General features: G+C 48.7%; 14 protein-coding genes. 4 read left to right on the plus strand and 10 right to left on the minus strand.

Translation table 11 applies throughout. The annotated features are described in order from the left end of the window. Nucleotides 1–93: 93 nt before the first annotated feature. From ACNI23_RS13410 to ACNI23_RS13425, 4 genes are read right to left on the minus strand one after another with little or no spacing between them, the layout of a single operon-like run. Entirely contained in the window at nucleotides 94–1,770 is a 1,677-nt protein-coding gene (locus ACNI23_RS13410) for a methyl-accepting chemotaxis protein (RefSeq protein ID WP_420249389.1), read from the minus strand. A gap of 59 nt (nucleotides 1,771–1,829) precedes the next feature. Further along, nucleotides 1,830–4,367 (minus strand): [protein-PII] uridylyltransferase family protein, encoded by a 2,538-nt coding sequence (locus ACNI23_RS13415; RefSeq protein WP_420249391.1) that lies wholly within the window; start codon nucleotides 4,365–4,367, stop codon nucleotides 1,830–1,832. Continuing rightward, entirely contained in the window at nucleotides 4,368–4,706 is a 339-nt protein-coding gene (locus ACNI23_RS13420; RefSeq protein ID WP_420249393.1) for a P-II family nitrogen regulator, read from the minus strand. It abuts the gene before it with no gap. Between the two features lie 24 nt (nucleotides 4,707–4,730). Next, complete coding sequence (locus ACNI23_RS13425; protein WP_420249394.1) at nucleotides 4,731–5,933, minus strand: ammonium transporter; 1,203 nt, start codon at nucleotides 5,931–5,933, stop codon at nucleotides 4,731–4,733. Between the two features lie 456 nt (nucleotides 5,934–6,389). Here ACNI23_RS13425 and ACNI23_RS13430 point away from each other — a divergent pair, with 456 nt between their 5' ends. Further along, nucleotides 6,390–7,280: a metal ABC transporter solute-binding protein, Zn/Mn family gene (locus tag ACNI23_RS13430; RefSeq protein WP_420249395.1), complete on the plus strand. Its 891-nt coding sequence runs from the start codon at nucleotides 6,390–6,392 to the stop codon at nucleotides 7,278–7,280. Nucleotides 7,281–7,362: 82 nt separating this feature from the next. Here ACNI23_RS13430 and ACNI23_RS13435 read toward each other — a convergent pair whose 3' ends face one another. Next, on the minus strand, nucleotides 7,363–7,596 hold the full coding sequence (locus ACNI23_RS13435; protein ID WP_420249397.1) for a hypothetical protein: 234 nt from the start codon (nucleotides 7,594–7,596) through the stop codon (nucleotides 7,363–7,365). Nucleotides 7,597–7,917: 321 nt separating this feature from the next. On the opposite strand from ACNI23_RS13435, the gene ACNI23_RS13440 reads away from it, so the two are divergent. From ACNI23_RS13440 to ACNI23_RS13450, 3 genes are all read left to right on the plus strand, one after another. Beyond that, nucleotides 7,918–9,453 (plus strand): sigma-54-dependent Fis family transcriptional regulator, encoded by a 1,536-nt coding sequence (locus ACNI23_RS13440; RefSeq protein ID WP_420249398.1) that lies wholly within the window; start codon nucleotides 7,918–7,920, stop codon nucleotides 9,451–9,453. Between the two features lie 178 nt (nucleotides 9,454–9,631). Continuing rightward, the gene (locus tag ACNI23_RS13445; RefSeq protein WP_420249399.1) at nucleotides 9,632–11,296 is read left to right on the plus strand and encodes a hydantoinase/oxoprolinase family protein; all 1,665 of its coding nucleotides are present in this window, start codon (nucleotides 9,632–9,634) and stop codon (nucleotides 11,294–11,296) included. Nucleotides 11,297–11,308: 12 nt separating this feature from the next. Further along, nucleotides 11,309–12,628, plus strand: coding sequence for a histone deacetylase family protein (locus ACNI23_RS13450; RefSeq protein WP_420249401.1), 1,320 nt, complete (start codon nucleotides 11,309–11,311; stop codon nucleotides 12,626–12,628). A 98-nt stretch (nucleotides 12,629–12,726) separates the two neighbouring features. Here the strand turns inward: ACNI23_RS13450 and ACNI23_RS13455 are convergent, their stop codons facing one another. The 5 genes from ACNI23_RS13455 to ACNI23_RS13475 all read right to left on the minus strand — a co-directional run bounded on the left by ACNI23_RS13455 (nucleotide 12,727) and on the right by ACNI23_RS13475 (nucleotide 18,351). Then, complete coding sequence (locus ACNI23_RS13455; RefSeq protein ID WP_420249402.1) at nucleotides 12,727–14,310, minus strand: methyl-accepting chemotaxis protein; 1,584 nt, start codon at nucleotides 14,308–14,310, stop codon at nucleotides 12,727–12,729. 342 nt (nucleotides 14,311–14,652) lie between these two features. Then, a complete protein-coding gene (locus ACNI23_RS13460; RefSeq protein ID WP_420249404.1) occupies nucleotides 14,653–15,537 on the minus strand; it encodes a 4-hydroxybenzoate octaprenyltransferase in 885 nt (294 codons plus the stop codon). A 23-nt stretch (nucleotides 15,538–15,560) separates the two neighbouring features. After that, entirely contained in the window at nucleotides 15,561–16,004 is a 444-nt protein-coding gene (locus ACNI23_RS13465) for a DMT family transporter (RefSeq protein WP_420249405.1), read from the minus strand. A 127-nt stretch (nucleotides 16,005–16,131) separates the two neighbouring features. Continuing rightward, nucleotides 16,132–17,400 (minus strand): tyrosine--tRNA ligase, encoded by a 1,269-nt coding sequence (gene tyrS / locus ACNI23_RS13470; RefSeq protein ID WP_420249407.1) that lies wholly within the window; start codon nucleotides 17,398–17,400, stop codon nucleotides 16,132–16,134. Between the two features lie 162 nt (nucleotides 17,401–17,562). Beyond that, nucleotides 17,563–18,351 (minus strand): TIGR00282 family metallophosphoesterase, encoded by a 789-nt coding sequence (locus tag ACNI23_RS13475; protein WP_420249409.1) that lies wholly within the window; start codon nucleotides 18,349–18,351, stop codon nucleotides 17,563–17,565. Nucleotides 18,352–18,376: the final 25 nt, after the last annotated feature.

Consider the following 18,376-nt stretch of genomic DNA (forward strand, 5'->3'; position numbering starts at 1 on the left):
GGTATTACTGCCTCCCAAAATATTAGGTTGGCAGCAAGCATCACTTAGATAAATATTGCAGATTTGGCAAGAAAATGCGTACGCCTGAAATAATTATCCGTTAACCTTCACGTCTGCGGCAATAACACCCAGCACCCTGCCCTTGGAATCAAAGAAAGGACCTGAAACCGTAATACAGTTCTCCCCGGTAGCAGAAGATTTATAAACATCAGATACATACATAGTCTGATCTTCCACAGCTCCGCTGAACCATTCCCGGCCGGACCAATCTTTGCCGCAGGCTGAGCCGTCTTCGGCAAAGCTCTGCCACTGGCCGCTGATATTGCTGACCGTCTGAATTCCATTGCGATCGGTGATGTAGAGAAGTTCGAGAAAACGGTTGTTCCTCAAGGCTGTGTGCATGGCCCGCTCCTGCAATCCCCTGTCAAGGGAACGCACATCGGAAGATTTGGCCAGAGAATCAATCACTTCCTGCACCTTACCATTACCGACCAGCTTAAACACACCGATCATATCATCAAGATCAGCAACGCGTCCACCAAGAACGGAAACAGCCTCCCCGGCTCCTGCCATGGCTTCGCCTGTTTCATCGGAAATAGAATGAACTTCGTTGACAGCCTCACGCACATTGTTGCTGGCCTCAGCCTGCTGCACTGCTTCCTCAGCAATAAGGCGCACCCCTCGCGAACTTTTTTCTGCAAGGTCAACAATCTCGCCGAGAGCTTCACCGGAACTGGAGGCTAAACCGGACGCATTACCGGCCAGATCATTAATATGATTCACCCCGGCCACTGTCATTTCAACGTGTTCCTGAATTCGGCTGATTTCGGTTCCTACATCACGAGTGGCTTCCATTGTCTTTTCAGCAAGATTACGGACTTCATCGGCAACCACGGCAAAACCGCGCCCGGCATCCCCGGCACGGGCTGCCTCGATAGCAGCATTAAGGGCCAACAAATTCGTCTGATCGGCAATATCGGAAATAACAGACATGATGCTTCCAATCCCTTCAGCCTGTTTTCCGAGAGCCTCAACCCTTTCGTTGAGATCATTAGTATTACTCATGACCGTGTTAATTGATTCAATGGTCTGCTCAAGCACATCTTCACCGGACCGTGCCCGCTCAGCTGCAGACTCAGCGTCTACTGCCGCAAATTCCGCACGCTCCACTGAATTCTGGATGGAAACATCAATCTGCTCCATGGAAGCTACAACTGATGACAGGTACTCCAGCTGCTTTTCAGAACCCTCGCTGGCCCGTGATGAGGATTCTCCCAGCAACTCAGAGCTGGAACGAATGCCCTCAACAGCATTTTCAAGAGTCCCTGCCGCAGAAAGAAGCCCCTTGCTGCGAGCCTGCTCACCACGCACCCTTGCATCCTCGGCCATTTTATAAGCCTCAAGTTGTCTGGAAATTTCGATTTTGCACTGTTTGTCAGCCTCTTCCAGCTTAGTGCGAAGACTGCTTACATGGGACTCAAGTTTATCAGCAGAAGGCAACAAAGCAGAAATGAACTCTAAATCACTTTTAGAATCAGAACCGGAAATAAGCCCATCAATCCAATGACTGACACCAGCCCACTGCCCTTTAACCTTATTCCTGAGTAGAATCCCGGAAAGAATGATTACACCGCAGGCACCCGCAAAAAGTCCCAGCAAAGGAGTCATGTTCCCGCCCGCGAATGTTTCAGGAGCAAACACCAACGCAAGACAAAGCCCCAACAGGACCAAGACATCAATCACAACATGAACAACAATCCTGCCGGGCATACACAACTCCTAATTAAGTATGAATTATCGGGACTACGGCTAAGCACAACCGCAAGAAATCAAACGTTTCCTGTAAGAGAATATTCAAGAGCGCTGACAAGCTCCCGTAAATGGATATGATCTTCAATCCTGCCACCCTCAGGTCCTTCCACATGAAAGACATCAAAGACAGACTCGCCGGTGGTTGAAATACGCGCCATTCGCAGATTAATACTCATCCGCGCAAAGGAAGCGACCATATCGTAAAGAATGCCGGAACGATCTTGAGTGATAACTTCAATGAGAGTGCATTCAGCACTGGATTCATTATCCACGCTGATCCGGGTAGGAACTCTGCTGGGCACAGACTTGGCAAGAAGTGAATTGCGTTTCTTGTGCAGGCGGTAATCAAGAGCCAACCTTCCGGTAAGCGCGTACATGATAGACCTCTCCACCCTGGCCCAGATGTCTGAAGGGCAGTTATCCGCCGGAGCTTCCACAATAAAGATGTTCACCGCCGTACCGTCAGACCATGAGAACACTTCAGCCGAAAGAATATTCACAGAATGAAGGGCCAGCACACCGCTCTGGGCAGCAAACAGAAAATTCTGATCTCTGGCAGTGATAACCAACTTGATATGGTTTTCGTCTTCGGTTTCAAAAACCCGAACCAGACTCAAGCCAAGACCGCCCTTGCCTGAAGGCTTGCGCACCATATCCAGCTCATAGGCTCGGTTAAACTCTAAAACCTGCTGCATGTGCTGCACAATTTCATCCGGGTCCTCGACCAGCAGATAGCGTTCAGGCATGCAATCGATCATGGATTCAACCAACTCGGGATCTATAAGGTCCACTGCACACTCACGGATGCGGCTTATGGTTTCCCCGAGCTGCTCTCCTGAATCAATTTCAGCAAATGACTCGTCAGTAAGTATAAGCTCCAGTCCGGCATATATCTCCCGCAGCAGAGATTCACTCCATGAATTCCAGACCCGTGGTCCGGTAGCCATTGAGTCAGCCATAGAAAGGATAAAGAGCATTCGTAAGCGACGCAGGGAGCCGACCTTTTCGGCAATCTTCTGCAAAGCTTCAACTGAACTGAGGTCAATCGACCGTGCAGAACGAATCAGGAGCAGGTGCTCGCGAACCAGAAAGATCACATCCTCCTTGAAACGCGTAGGAAAATCCGTACGGGAAAGAATCTCATCAGCAATATTTGCTCCGCGCTCGCTGTGATTACGCTTACCCTTGCCGATATCGTGAAAGAAAGCACCGAGCAGCAAAGCATCGAAATCGGCAGCGGAAATACATTTTCCACCTTCTGAAAATTCATTACGAAAAATATCGCAACATTTATGGACTGTAAGCAATGAATGCCTGCCCGGGGGGTACTGGTGGTATCCGTCATAAGGAACCAGTTCGGAAACCTTGGAAAACTCGGGAAGGAAGGATTTGAACACCCCGCTATCAAGCATTTCAACTGAGGCCCGCCAGCCGAACTCGCCCTTGAAGATATCAATGAGCATCTTCAAGGCACGGGTTAAACTGATACCGTTTGTGGAATTGATGCCTGAAACAGCACGTCGGGCTTCACGAGTAAGCGGTACGCCGGTTCTTGATTTTATCCCGAACACTTCCAGCCCGGCTTTAAGTCCGGCAATACCTTGATGGTCGATAAAAGAACGTGAGTCAGCATCAAATGATTCCCGATAAAGGGCATCACCCATGGAACGCACCCGGACCATAGCCTTATGAATTGAGGTAAGCAGATCATTGCCACGCTTTGCCGGATCATAGCCCTTAACTCCGCAGAGGGATGCTGCATCCGGTAAAATCTCAAGGATCAATTTATCCTGTTTGCGTTTGCGCAAAAAATGAACAGCCGAGCGGGCCTGCATAAGCAAGTCTTCATCCCTGCGAAGATCATTTAAATCATTTTTGTTAAGCGGGAAGTAATCACCCTTGATGTCTGCGCACCAGCGTATGAACTGGACATCACGCAGGGTCCCCCAACCGTTTTTCAGGTCAGGTTCAAGAACTACGGAATCCATTCCTTTCCCGGTCTTGGACCGGTTCTCCCAAAGGATACGGCAGAATTCATCCCCTGCACTGGGGATAACCTTTGTCCTGAATTCTTCAGAAAGATGCCGGAACAGCTCATCGCGGCCGGAAATGAACCGTAAATCCAGCAATGAAGCCAGTACCTTGAAGTCAGACAGTGCCAGTTCGATATTTTGCTCAACAGTGCGCACACCGTGACCTACATCGAATTTAAGATCCCAGAGAGGATGAAATAGAAAAGAAGCCAGATCTTCAAGGTCTTCATGTGTGGTAAGATCGGTAAGAATCAGAACGTCAATATCTGAAAAAGGAGCCAGCTGTCCCCGCCCGTAACCACCTACGGCCACAATGCACAGATCATCAAGAGAAGAAAGGATTCCTTCGGAAACGGCTTCCCTGACTCTTGCCCTGAAATAGTCATCCACCAGAGCGCAAAGTTGCTGCGGGAAATCCCGCGGCATGCTCTTGGAGCATGCCGCGAGGAGTATTTCACGTCCCGCCAACAACCTGTCTATGGAAGTCTCCGGGGACAATCCGGGGGAATTTTCAGTATTCATCTATATGGCATCCGGCCCGGTCTCACCGGTACGGATACGCACCACTTCTTCAACCGGGATTACGAAGATTTTACCATCGCCGACCTTTCCGGTCTTGGCGGCAGCACTGACTACTTCGATCACTTCGGAAACCCGATCCGCATCAACAACAATCTCAATCTTGGTTTTGGCAATGAAGTCCACCTGATACTCAGCACCGCGATAAACTTCCTTATGTCCACCCTGTCGCCCGAAACCTTTCACGTCGGTCACGGTCATGCCTTTGAGGCCGAGAGCGGCAATAGCGTCCTTTACATCATCAACCTTGAAAGGCCGTACAATTATTTCAATTTTTCTCATTGGAATCATCCTGTTTTAGCTATTTTAAATCTGGTAACCGGCTTCGCTGTGATCAGATACATCCATCCCTGCAACTTCCTCTTCTTCGGAAGGACGCAGGCCGTAGAATTTGTCGATCAACTTGAAAAGAATCCAGCTTACAGCAAAGCAGTAGGCCCAAGTGGCAATGCAGGATTCAATCTGAATCCAGAGCTGGGAAGCATTGCCGTAAAACAGACCTTCAGCGCCGATGCTGGCAAAGAGTCCGGTAACGATAGCACCGTATGTTCCGCCAAGGCCGTGAATACCGACAACATCAAGAGAATCATCGTATCCGAACTTGGACTTCATAAGCACGCCGCCATAACAGACCATACCGCCGCCGAAACCGATAACAATAGAAGCCATGGGAGTTACAAAACCAGCCGCCGGGGTAATGGCAACGAGTCCGGCAACAGCACCGGAAGCAGCGCCGAGAGTGGTGGGTTTCCCACCATGCATGGCTTCAACAAGCAGCCAGCCGAGAACAGCAGCAGCCGCAGCAAGGTGGGTGGTAACAAAAGCGTTAGCAGCCAGACCGTCAGCAGCAAGGGCGGAACCGGCGTTAAAACCGAACCAGCCAAACCAGAGCATACCTGCACCGAGCAGGGTCATGGGCAGGTTGTGAGGAATGAAAGGTTCTTTACCGTAACCCTTACGCTTGCCCACTATCAGACATCCGGCAAGAGCCGCTGCAGCGGAACTCATGTGAACGACCGCACCGCCAGCAAAGTCGAGTGCGCCGTGTTCGCCCATCCAGCCGCCGCCCCAGACCCAGTGACACATGGGAGCGTAGACAAGAACAACCCAAAAAGCGCTAAAGATCAGTAATGCCCCGAACTTCATACGCTCGGCAAAGGCACCTGTGATAAGTGCGGGGGTGATTACCGCAAACATACACTGGAAAACCATGAAAAGCAGATGAGGAAGGTTATCGGCGGGGCTGTTAACCGTATTCATGCCCACACCGTTAAGGGCGAAGAAATCCATTCCGCCGATAATACCACCGATGTCAGTCCCGAATGACAGGGAATATCCGATGACCGCCCAGACAATTGAAACCAGTCCGAGCATGATAAAACTCTGCATGATCGTAGCCAATACGTTTTTGCTACGCACCATACCACCATAGAAAAGGGCCAACCCCGGAGTCATAAACATAACCAGAGCTGCACAAATAAGTATAAATGAAGTATCCGCCGAATTCATTTTTGATCAACCCCCGTTGATTCAAGGTCACTATTTTACAATTTCGTCTCTAAAATTGTTTTTAACGCTTCTTTTTTTACAATTTTAGACAAATCAGCCTTCAAAAATGCATTTTGACTACTATCAAAGCATGCTCTGTGCCAAAACTGGAAACTTCATACACATAAAAACAAAACTTATACACATAAAAAACATATTTGAAAATTTGCATCAGAAAATAAAGCGCAATTATTTTCATCCTAGACAATAAAATAAATTAAGAATTATAAAAGCGACAATTAAGATTCTGAAACTGCGTCCCAGATAATAATTTAATTTTCAGATGAGCGCAGAGCAGAAAGGTAAAGCAGGAAAAAGTATGCAGAGGCAAAACTGATGACAATCACAATTGACATCATATAAGATATAGATCACTTTCGACTAAATGAAAATGAATCTCAAACACAGAAGGTACATATGAAAATCTCTAAAACAATCATACTCACCGTAATAACCTTACTACTAAGCCATTCCGTAGCTTTCGCCGGTCAATTTCAGACAACAGTCTCGATTGCACCCCTGAAATATTTTGTAGAAAAAATCGGCGGAGACAATGTAAAAACCAACATCATGGTTAAAGCAGGCAGCAGCCCGGCGACATACGAACCACAGCCGAAACAGATGGCAGACCTGAGCAAATCAGAAATATACTTTGCCATAGGCGTTCCATTTGAACAGGCATGGCTTCCTCGATTCAAATCCGCCAACAGCAATCTTGAAATCGTAGATCTCGGAAAAACAGTAATTCATCGAAATATGAAGTCTCACATCCACGAAGACGAACATAACCATGGACACCATGATGACCATGGCGAAGCAAAAATTAAAGACCCTCATGTCTGGCTTGCCCCGCCCTTGGTCAGAATCATCAGTCAAAAAATTCTAGACACCCTGATTGAGCACGACCCTGCAAACGCAGCAACATACACCAGCAACTACCTGAGCTTTGCAGCTGAAATAAACGACATTGACTCCGAACTACTGAAAACCTTTACCCAAAAAGGACAACATTTCAGCTTCATGGTCTACCACCCTTCATGGGGATACTTTGCTGACTCCTACGGGTTAAACCAGATACCCATTGAGCTGGAAGGCAAAGAACCCAGCCCTAAAAAACTGGCTCATCTTATCGAATTCGCCAAAGCCAATTCAGTAAAAGCTATCTTCATTCAACCCCAATTTTCTCAGAAAAGTGCGCAAACCATAGCAAACGCTATCGGAGCACAAGTACTGATCGCCGACCCCCTGGCCGAAGACTGGTCTGCGAATCTGCGCCGCACGGCCAAGGCATTTGCGACTCAGCATTAAAAAAAAAGAACCCGCTCATCATATGATGAACGGGTTCTTTTTTTAGGCGATCATCCTGCCAAACGGCAGGGGCACAAAACTACTAAAAACTAATCACTCCCATCAGGGTGGCCATAAAGGCAATGGGAGCACGGAGCTTAAAAGAATAAGAACTTGTTACCGGCATTTCAGCGGAAATTTTGCTGCGCAGATCTTTAAATGCCTGATCCATTTCACGACTATTATCCAAACGTTCTCTTCTAGCCTGCTTGGCTTCTGTCCTTAAGAGAGACATATCTTCACGATGCATGGACATTAAACTTTCAACACTACTCATCAGACCATCTCCGTATATTCGAGGAATTGCGTCGAATTTGTTCTTGAAAAGGTTATGGACTGGAGAGCCCGGAGGGGTCGGGGAGGTGGAGTGGGCTCTCCAGTCCATACTTGACTAACAAGCTAATCTCCCTAGAGCACCATCCGTGCCAAACTTTATAAAGAACAGCTGACGGCACTGTTTCAAAGGGATCTCCCTCCCAAAGCGGCCTCTTAATCGATTATTCAATGTGTAATCCATGTTGACCAAGCACAAATTTGACGATATATCGCGAATATACCTAGATAACAGAATCGTACAACCTAAGAAAAAACTATTATTATGACAATATCTGTAAACGATTACAAGGCCCTTTCCAAAGAATTAGATCCGGAAAAATTGCAGAAGCAAATTCTGACTCTGCTGCTTAAGCTGCAAAACGTAGAACGCGGCTCCCTTTGGCTGGAGCGTGACGGCATGTATGAGTGCGTTGAAGCATTGGGCGAGAAAAGTGAAGACATTAAGGGTGTCAGAATTCCCCCGCAGGAAAACAGCATTGTGGGCTGGGTAATTCGAAATGGGAAAATGACCATTGCCGAAGCAGGAGACTCACGCCATTACAGCTTATTGGAAAAAAACTTCAAAATTAAAAGTCGCTTAATCCTATGTTTTCCACTCAAACTCGAAGGACAGGAAGTTTACGGAGCTGTACAGGTCATAGACACCAGCGCAGAAGGAAAACAACTCAACCTTGACCCTGCCTACCTGACCATGCTGCAGGACATGGTTGATATAGGTTCAATTTCCTTACGCAATTCCATTGAATTTCAAAAACAGCGCATTGAATTTGCCCAGCTCAGCCGGACCTTGAGCAGCATTCGAAACAACAAAACCATTGTGGGCAAAAGTCAATCGGTAAACAAAGCCCTCAAACTGGTTAAAAATTACGGTGCCACCAACTATCCGGTCCTGCTCTATGGTGAATCAGGAACCGGTAAGGAACTATTTGCAGAAGAAATCCATGCCCAGAGTTCGCGGGCCCAAAAACCGTTCCTGACTCAGAACTGCAGTGCCATCCCCGAGAACCTGCTGGAAAGTGAATTATTCGGTTATGTGAAAGGGGCATTTACCGGTGCCACCAGCAATAAACTGGGTTTATTTGAGGCTGCCGATGGAGGCACTGTCTTCCTTGATGAAATCGGGGATATGGATATCAACCTGCAAGCCAAACTCCTTCGGGTATTACAGGAAAACGAAATCAAACCTCTTGGCGGAACTCTAACCAAAAAGATAGACATCCGCATTATTTCAGCCACCAACCGCAACCTCGAAGAGGAAGTCCGCTCAGGCAGATTCAGAGAGGACCTTTATTACAGACTCAACGTACTGCCCCTTAAACTGCCGGCCCTGCGTGAACGTAGAGAGGACATTCACCTGCTGACCGGACATTTTCTGAGCCGAGAAGCAGCGCATAGCCACATGCTGCCTAAAAAGATGTCCAACGAAGCAATGGCTGTCATGGAGAAATACAACTGGCCGGGAAACATCCGCGAACTGGAAAACATGGTCAAACAATTTCAAGCCATGGTTCCCGGTGACACCATATCCATCAAGGACCTTCCCCTGCACATCGTGCACCCCGGCACCAAACCTCCTGTGGAAAACAGAGCTCGCAAACTGAACGAAAAAACAGCTCTGCCAAGCGATCCGCAGAAAGCACTCAGCTCTTTAACATGGAAAGAAATGGAATACTCTTACATGATGAAAATGCTGGAAAAATACCGTTGGAATATCAGCCGTGCCGCCCGGGCTGCGGAGGTTAACCGTTCCACCTTTGATTCACGCATGAAAAAGCTTGGAATCAGCAAAAACAACTAAGACCATCCGCAAACGAGAAACATAAAACCGCTCACGGAATACATCAAACCGCTGACTGTAAAAGCTCTGGACGGCAACATTGGCCGGGTGCTAGATAAATGGATGGATCGATTCATTAATGTAATACTGCTCACCAGCCTCCCGAATGAACCGGGGGAAGAATTCAAGGATTTATCAGATGCTCCTTCTCGGAATTGATGTCGGCGGAACCCACACAGACGCCGTTGCCATAGGTCCTGACGGACTGGAAGCACAGGTCAAGGTTGCCACTGAACACGACAACCTGCTCTCCTCCATCAGGAACAGCCTTGGAGAAATTCTCCGCCACACCGACCCGTCCCGCATACGCCAGCTGAACCTGTCCACAACGCTGTCTACCAACTCTATTGTGGAAGGTAACTATGAAGATGTGGGCGTAATTGTTTCCGCAGGCCCGGGACTCGACCCCCATTCTTTCATGACCTGCAAGGATTTTCACGTTATCCCCGGATCACTGGATCACCGCGGATCGGAAACCAAACGGCTTGACAACCTATCCCTTGAAGAAGCTATTGCTTCCTGCCGTAAGTCCGGGATCAAAGTATACGCAGCAGTCACCAAATTTTCCCCCCGCAATCCGGCCCATGAAAAATCTATCGAGCTGGCCATCGGCGACAATGCGGACTTCATTACTTTAGGTCACCAGCTCACCGGACGACTGAACTTCCCGCGCCGAATTTCAACCGCCTTTTACAACTGTGCGGTCTGGCGGGTCTTTAACAAGTTCGCCGATGCCATTGCCGATACCCTCGATGAAATGGGACTAGGTCAAATTAAGGTCAACATCCTAAAAGCGGACGGCGGAACCATGCCGCTGAATCTTTCTCGCAGGGTTCCGGTACAATCCATTTTTTCCGGTCCCGCAGCAAGTGTCATGGGCATTATCGCCCTGTGCAACATAACCCATGACTCCATCATCTACGATATCGGTGGGACCACCACTGATATTGCAATTTTCGCCGGAGGCAGCCCGCTTATCGAGCAGGAAGGCATCCACATCGGCTCCCACCCCACTCTTGTAAGGGCCTTAAAAGTCCACTCCATCGGAATCGGTGGGGATTCAGCCATATCAATATTTGACGGCGGCGTCCGGGTCGGTCCCAACCGCCTCGGCCCGTCTATTGCTTTCGGGGGAGAAATACCGACCCTGACTGACGCGCTTATCTGGAAGGATTCCTGCGATTGCGGCAATACTGAACGTTCGAAATCCGGATTCAGTGCTTTTGCCGCAAAACACGGTTTTGAAACTGGCGAATTAGCTGATCAGGCCATAGCATGCGCAGTGGATAAAATACACAGCTCCACCCGCAGCCTTGTGGAAGAGATCAACCAGCAGCCGGTTTATACCATCCATGAACTGCTGGAGAACATAAAGATCGTTCCCCGCAAGATATACATCATGGGAGGCCCTGCTCAGGCCATGAAGATGGATATATTCCGCAAGTTCCGCCTTTCAACCGAAGTTCCGCAAAATTACGATGTAGCCAATGCCATCGGCGCGGCCCTGACCCGCACAACCACCGAACTGGAACTTTTCGCCGACACCGAACGCGGGCTTATGTTCATCCCTTCTTTGGGACACCGCGAGAACATCCCCCGCAACTATAAACTCGAAGACGCAGAAAGAGATGCCATGAACCACCTGCTGGCACATCTCGGCGAAATGCACGTAGCCTCAGACGGCTCCAATGCCCAGATCACCAGTTCCTCATCATTTAATATGGTTAACGGGTCCAGTACCGTCGGGCGCAATATCAGGGTAAAATGTCAGATCAAACCCGGCGTGGACCGGACATATTCATAAACGGAGTTAAGAATGCTCAAGGCTGAAAACAGTCTGGGAATCATATTTTTCCCCGCCTTTGACTGGGCAATTTCCCCCACCCACCCGGAACGGGAGGAAAGGCTGCTCTACACTCAGGACCAACTGCGTGAAGAAGGACTCTTCGACATCGAAGGCATCCGCGAATACAAACCTGAAGTGGCGTCCAGCGAAGACATTGAACGGGTTCATTTCTGCTTTCCCGAAGCCGAAGCAATTGCAACCCGCTCGCACTATATTTCTGCAGGCGGGGCCATCAAAGCAGCACAACTTGTTATGGAAGGCGAGAGGGACCGGGCCTTTGCGCTCGTGCGTCCACCGGGCCACCATGCAATGAAAACAGTGCAAGGCTCACGCGGATTCTGCGCCATCAACATCGAAGCTATCATGTGCGAATACATCCGTGAGAATTACGGCCCCAAGCGTATCGCCATTGTGGATACCGACTGCCATCACGGAGACGGTACACAGGATGTTTACTGGCATGATCCCGACACCCTGTTCATATCCCTGCATCAGGATGGACGAACCCTCTATCCGGGAACGGGATTCCCCAAGGAATCAGGTGGCCCCAAAGCTCTTGGGCGCACGGTGAATATTCCCCTGCCCCCCGGTACGGCGGATGCCGGATTCATGATGGTCATGGAGAATGCGGTCATGCCCATTCTTGAAGACTTCAAGCCGGATCTGATCATCAACTCCGCCGGACAGGACAACCACTTTACCGATCCGATCACCAACATGAATTTCTCGGCACAGGGGTATGCCGCCCTGAATTCCATGCTCAAGCCTGATATTGCCGTACTTGAAGGTGGTTACGCTATTCAGGGCGCCCTGCCGTACGTAAATCTGGGTATCAGTCTGGCTATGGCCGGAGTGGATTATTCCCATGTGCGCGAACCGGGCTTCAACCCTGAAACGCTCAGGGAATCCGAAGAAATCATGAATTACATTGCAACCATTTGCGAAGGGGTTAAAGACATTTATTTTAATCCGCCCGCAGAAAGCGCTGAAGGAGTGATTAGCGGAGGCTGGTCCGTGCGTCATCGCAATATTTTCTACGATACCGAAGGATTCACTGAATCACAGACCGAATCCCTGCTGCTTTGCGATAACTGCCGGGGATTGCTCAAGGTGGAGACCCAGCGAGAAGGCGGTCCAATGGGCTTCGGACTGGAAATACCCGCTGCGGCCTGTGACAAGTGCCGCAATCAGGGCTATTCGCTTTTGGAAGAAGCACAGGTCAAAAGCCGCTACCGCTATATTCAGCTGATTAACCGCAAGGACAAAGATTACCTGCGCTACGGATTTTGACAAAAAAAACGAAAACTCCTCAGGCTGAGGGGATAGGTGCGTTCAACGCCCAAAATAAAAACGGGGCAGGTTCCGTAGAACCTGCCCCGTTTTTTAAATTATTTCTTCTGCATTCCATGAATGATACCGGAAAGATCATCCGCCAGCTTGGCCAGTTTTTCAATGGCCGCTGAAGATTCGACCATGGCCTGTTCGGTTTCATTTGAAATACGGTTAACCGTTTCAGTGGAACGGTTAATCTCCTCACTGGCTGCGGCCTGTTGCTCGGCAGCAGTGGCGATAGACCTGATACGGTCCGAAGTTTCCTCGGACATGGATACAATGCGCGCCAAAGCCTCACCGGATTCCCCGGCAAGCGAAGTACTGCGGGCAACTGACTCAACCGCAGCCTCGGTAGCCTTAACGTTAGTCTTAGCGCCCTGCTGAATATTTGAAACAGCCTGATGGACCTCGGTTGTTGCCTGAACGGTTTTCTCCGCAAGCTTGCGGACTTCGTCAGCAACAACGGCAAATCCGCGTCCGGCTTCACCCGCTCGAGCAGCCTCAATCGCAGCATTCAGAGCCAACAGGTTGGTCTGGTCCGCGATATCTTCAATCACGCTAAGGACATTACCGATAGCTTCAGCCTTCACATCCAGATCTTCCATGGAAGCTTTCAGAGAACTTGCCTGACCGGAGACTTCATCAATAGCGCTGACAACTCCGGCAACAGTATCTTCACCTTTCTCTGCTTCAGACTTTGCTTTATCAGCATCGCTTGCGGCTTCCTGCGCATGACGGGCTACCTCAAGCACGGTAGCATTCATTTCTTCCATGGCAGTGGCAGCCTGTCCGGCTTCCTCACTCTGCACCATCGCTCCCTTGCGGGCCTCACCGACCAGTCCACGCAACTGCTCAGCCGCGCTGCTTAACTCGTAAACAACAGAATCGGCCTGATCAGCAGCTCTGGCAATGAGTTCATTCTGATCAATAATATGTGCTTCACGCTGCTTCAATTCGGTGGTGTTGATATACAGGCAGCATCCGCCGATAACATTACCAACCACATCATGCAGGGGGAAAAGGTTGGCCAGAATATTGATATCGCTGCCGTCCACATGCTTGAAAATGACTTCACGGTTCATAGCCCGGGTATCATCATCCATACAGTGGCCGATCAAAGATTTGCGATCATCATGATAAAAAATCTGGGAAATCATGCGTCCATGATATGATTCGGGTCTTTCGTTTGAACCGATCATTTCCAGAATTTCTTTGTTAAGAAAAGTAATGTGTTCCTTAGTGTCTACAATACAGCAACCAAGCGGCAGACCTTCAAGGATACTTGTGCTGAAGCCAAGCCGTTCCTTGTAAGAATCACTCAACTCGCTTACAGCTGCACGCAAGCCGTCAAGCCCCGGGCTGGTGCATTTATCAGCTTCGGAGTACTTACCCTTGATCACAAGCTTAGCAAAATTTGTAAGACATTCCACTGGTCGGACGACCTGATTTTTGAGAACGGTAAAAATACAGATTCCCAGCAAAACCAAAAGTGCTATCAAACCGGAAGCCAACCCGGTCATAGCCCAAGGCTCATTGCTGAAAGCAAATAAGATTACGCCGCAAAAGGCCGCGGCGACAACTAACACCCCAAAATAAATCCATGCAACAGTGCGCATGAATTTTCCATTTCCATTGTCCATATCAACTTCTCCCAGCTAAATACGAATAACCCACAAAATTATTCGATCATCCTTCTACCAATTCCCACACTGATATTGCTATCCTGACAGGAATCCCCCGTCTCCCAAACGAGGATCATATTAGCATATGATACAATAATATATCGGTAGAATTAAGATTATTTTTAGCCTTCCAAAGCCGAACCTTCAATAAACCTCGCAAAATCGCTTCTAAACACTATATAAGAGCTTGTCTACTCGTTTCGGTATATCTAAACAAAACAAACGGAGTCAGGGAATTACCCTGACTCCGTAACCTATTTGTAACAAAAGATATTTTAGCACTAAAAATACAATACTGGCCTAAATCATTATGTCGGCAAAAGTTCCCAGAAACAAGAGCACTGAAATTACCCCGTTCAAAGTGAAGAATGCCATATTTACTCGGCTCATATCTTCGGCGGAAATCAGCAGATGTTCAAAAATGAGAATTCCACCCACTACCGCAAGAACGGAAAAGTAAATCCAGCCCAGTCCGGCAGCCAATCCGGCCAATGCGAAAAAGATAACAGTATTGATATGGCTGAATGTAGATATGGTCAAAGCCTTCTGGATACCGAGATTAGCCGGAACTGAATTGAGCCCACGGTTACGGTCAAATTTACGGTCCTGAGTAGCGTAGAGGATATCGAATCCGGCCACCCAGAAAGTAACCCCGAAGAAGAACAGAATCGCGGGCAGGGAAAAATTAGGGTCAACGCTGAGCCAGCCGGCAACAGGGGCCAGACCAAGCACTGATCCGAGCACGAAATGGCAGAGCATGGTAAAACGCTTGGTCAGGGAATAAAAAGCCGACCAACCCAGCGCAAAGTATGAAAGCTTGTAGCAAAGTTCATTCATGCCCTTACAAGCGAAAACAAAAACTACGGCGCAAACCGCAATAAAGCAGAAAGTAAAAAACGGAGTCAATTCCCCGGTAACCAGCGGGCGGGTCCGGGTACGCGGATTTTCACTGTCGATATTGATATCAAAGAGTCTGTTCACAGCCATGGCAAAGGAGCGTACAGCCACCATAGCCACGGTCAGCAGTGCAAAGGGCTTGAATTCCGGCCAGGTCCCACTAGCCAGGAAAATACCCATATAAGCAAACGGCAGGGCAAAAATGGAGTGTTCAATCTTAACCATCCGGCAGACCAGAACAGTATTTTCCCACAACTTCTTCAAGTACTTACAAAGAATATCCTTCAAAACCCCACTCCTTGATATTTAACCTAAAATTTCTCAATCAGCACTGCACCGACAATGACCAACAAAGCTCCGAGAATACGGCCCGGCGTTGCTTCCCGCACGGCATACCCTATGATTCCATAGTGGTCCAGCAGAAGAGAAGCTGCCATTTGTCCGGCAACCATCCAACACATCATCGTTCCGGCACCCAACACCGGAGCCACCACGATTGCCGCCGCCACAAAGAAAGCGCCCATAAATCCGCCGGTCCACATCCACCACGGTCCTTTCAGAACAGCAGAACCTTCCGGAAGCGGAACCTTCGTAAAATATGCATATACAAGCAGGCTCAGGGTCCCAACTGCAAAAGAGACAATAGCAGCCAAAACAGGATCACCCACAAAACCACGCAGTTTGAGGTTTACCCCGGCCTGAGTTGGCGCAAGAGCACCGAATATAAATGACATTGCAATGAAAAACAGTCGCATAAACTACCCTCTATTCGAAGTGCATGCACACAATACATTGCTTGATCGCGATTGCAAAGCAGTATGCACAATAAAGCCCGCTGAAAGACTCTTCCAGCGGGCCAAATTAATTCGTTTTGGATTTTATTTATTTAAGGGTAACTAAACCGTAGTTCTTTTTACCTTTGCGGATGAGCATGCATTCGCCGCCGATAAAGTCATCATCGCCGGGAACATAATCAAAATCAGCAACACGTTCGTTGTTGATGTACAATCCACCACCCTGAATATCCTTGCGGGCCTGACCTTTTGATTTAACCATTCCAAGGTCGAGCAGGATCTGGGGCAGATCGGGCAGATCCACTTTAGCGTATTCTACACCGGGAGCAGCTTCCATAGCACCGCGCAGGGTAGCGGCATCAACAGACATGATGTCGCCCTTGCCGAAAAGCGCAGCTGTTGCGGCCTGAACCTTTTCAAGCTCTTCCTTGCCGTGGATCATAATGGTGGTCTCTTCGGCAAGACGCTTATGAGCTGCACGCAGATGCGGAGCTTCCTCGTGTTCTTTGGCGATCTCAGCAATCTCTTCCTCAGTGAGGAAAGTGAAGTACTTGAGGAACTTGATTACATCACGGTCATCAGTGTTGATCCAGAACTGATAGAATGTGTACGGGGAAGTCAATTCAGCATTCAGGAAAACAGCGTTGCCTTCACTCTTACCGAACTTCTGGCCGGATGCAGTAGTAATCAGCGGAAAGGTTACAGCGAAACCTTCACCCTGAGCCTTGCGGCGAATCAGTTCGCAACCAGCGGTGATGTTACCCCACTGGTCACCGCCACCAATCTGAAGCTGGCAGCCCTTCTCATTGAAGAGATGGTAAAAGTCGTAACTCTGCAGCAGCATGTAGCTGAATTCAGTGTAGGAAATACCAACATCATCGCGACCGAAACGGCCCTTTACGGACTCTTTAGCCATCATCCAGTTAACGGAGAAGTGCTTGCCTACGTCGCGCAGCATATCAAGAAAGGAAATCTCTTTCATCCAGTCGTAGTTATTGACTACTTCTGCTTTTTCGCCAGTGTTGCGCTCAACAAAAGCCTCAATCTGGGTTCTGATGTTTGCAGCCTGCGATTCTACCTTTTCGATAGAAGTAAATTCCCTTTCCTTGTCCTTACCGCTGGGGTCACCGATACGTCCGGTTGCACCGCCGAGCAAAAACAGCGGATTGTGTCCCGCACGCTTCATACGCACAAGACTGAGAAGAGGAACAAGGTTACCGATATGCAGGCTGTCGGCAGTGGGGTCGAAGCCGCAATACATGTACTGACCCGGAGTATCCAGATACTCTCGTACCTTCTCTTCGTCAGACACCTGATTGATCAGCCCTCGCCACTTTAGTTCATCATAAATGTTCATTTGCTAAACCTCTTTAAGAATGTATTTATTTGCCTGCATTAGGCTTTTTTATGCCTTCGGCGAGCCTCCCGGCGGGCTCAAAGAGTTTAAGAATCCCAAAACCTTTTATTAAGCTTAGCTGGGTAAAATCGTCGATAGGCAATATTTTTATTGGAAATTTTCTTATACGGTCATCCGGCCTGAGTTATATGTCTCAATTGAGACAGTCCGGCCTGTTTCTTCATCTATTTCGAGCAGCACGCCCTGTAATTCTATAGGGCCGCCAGCAACTTTCCATTTCTGGGGAAGACCGGTCACAAAGCGTTTGATGACCGGATTGGGACTTAAGCCCAGACAGGATTCAACCGGACCGCACATACCTGCATCGGTGATGTAGCCGGTGCCGTTTTCAAAAATACGGGCATCATTAGTCTGCACATGAGTATGGGTGCCCAGCATGGCACTGACCCGCCCGTCAAGGTAACGCCCGAGGCTCTGCTTCTCTGAAGTGGCCTCAGCATGAAAATCAACCAGTATGACCTTAATCTCCGGGTCGATTTCCTCTAAAATTTTGTCTGCGCACTTAAATGGGCATTCCACCGGATCCATAAAGACCCGTCCCTGCAGATTAATAACCGCAACGGGCACTTCACCACGGACTTCAAAAGAAGTCCAGCCCCTTCCACGAGTTCCTTCCGGCAGATTTGCCGGACGCACGATCCGGTCACAGGTCTTCAAAAATGAATAAATATTACTGAACTTCCAGATGTGGTTGCCGGAAGTCAAAAGATCGACCCCGTAGTCGAGTAACTGCTGGGCGTTTTTGATTGAAAGCCCGATTCCCTGCGATGCATTCTCACCGTTGGCAATAATCAGATCAAGGGCCAACTCCTCACGAAGCCCCTTAACCTTTGCAGCGATCCCCTTACGACCGGGTCTGCCGAATATGTCACCGAGAAATAGTATACGCATGGATTGTGATAATAAAGAAAAGGCC

The organism is Maridesulfovibrio pacificus (SeqCode), assembly GCF_048612815.1.
GTDB classification, from domain to species: domain Bacteria; phylum Desulfobacterota; class Desulfovibrionia; order Desulfovibrionales; family Desulfovibrionaceae; genus Maridesulfovibrio; species Maridesulfovibrio pacificus.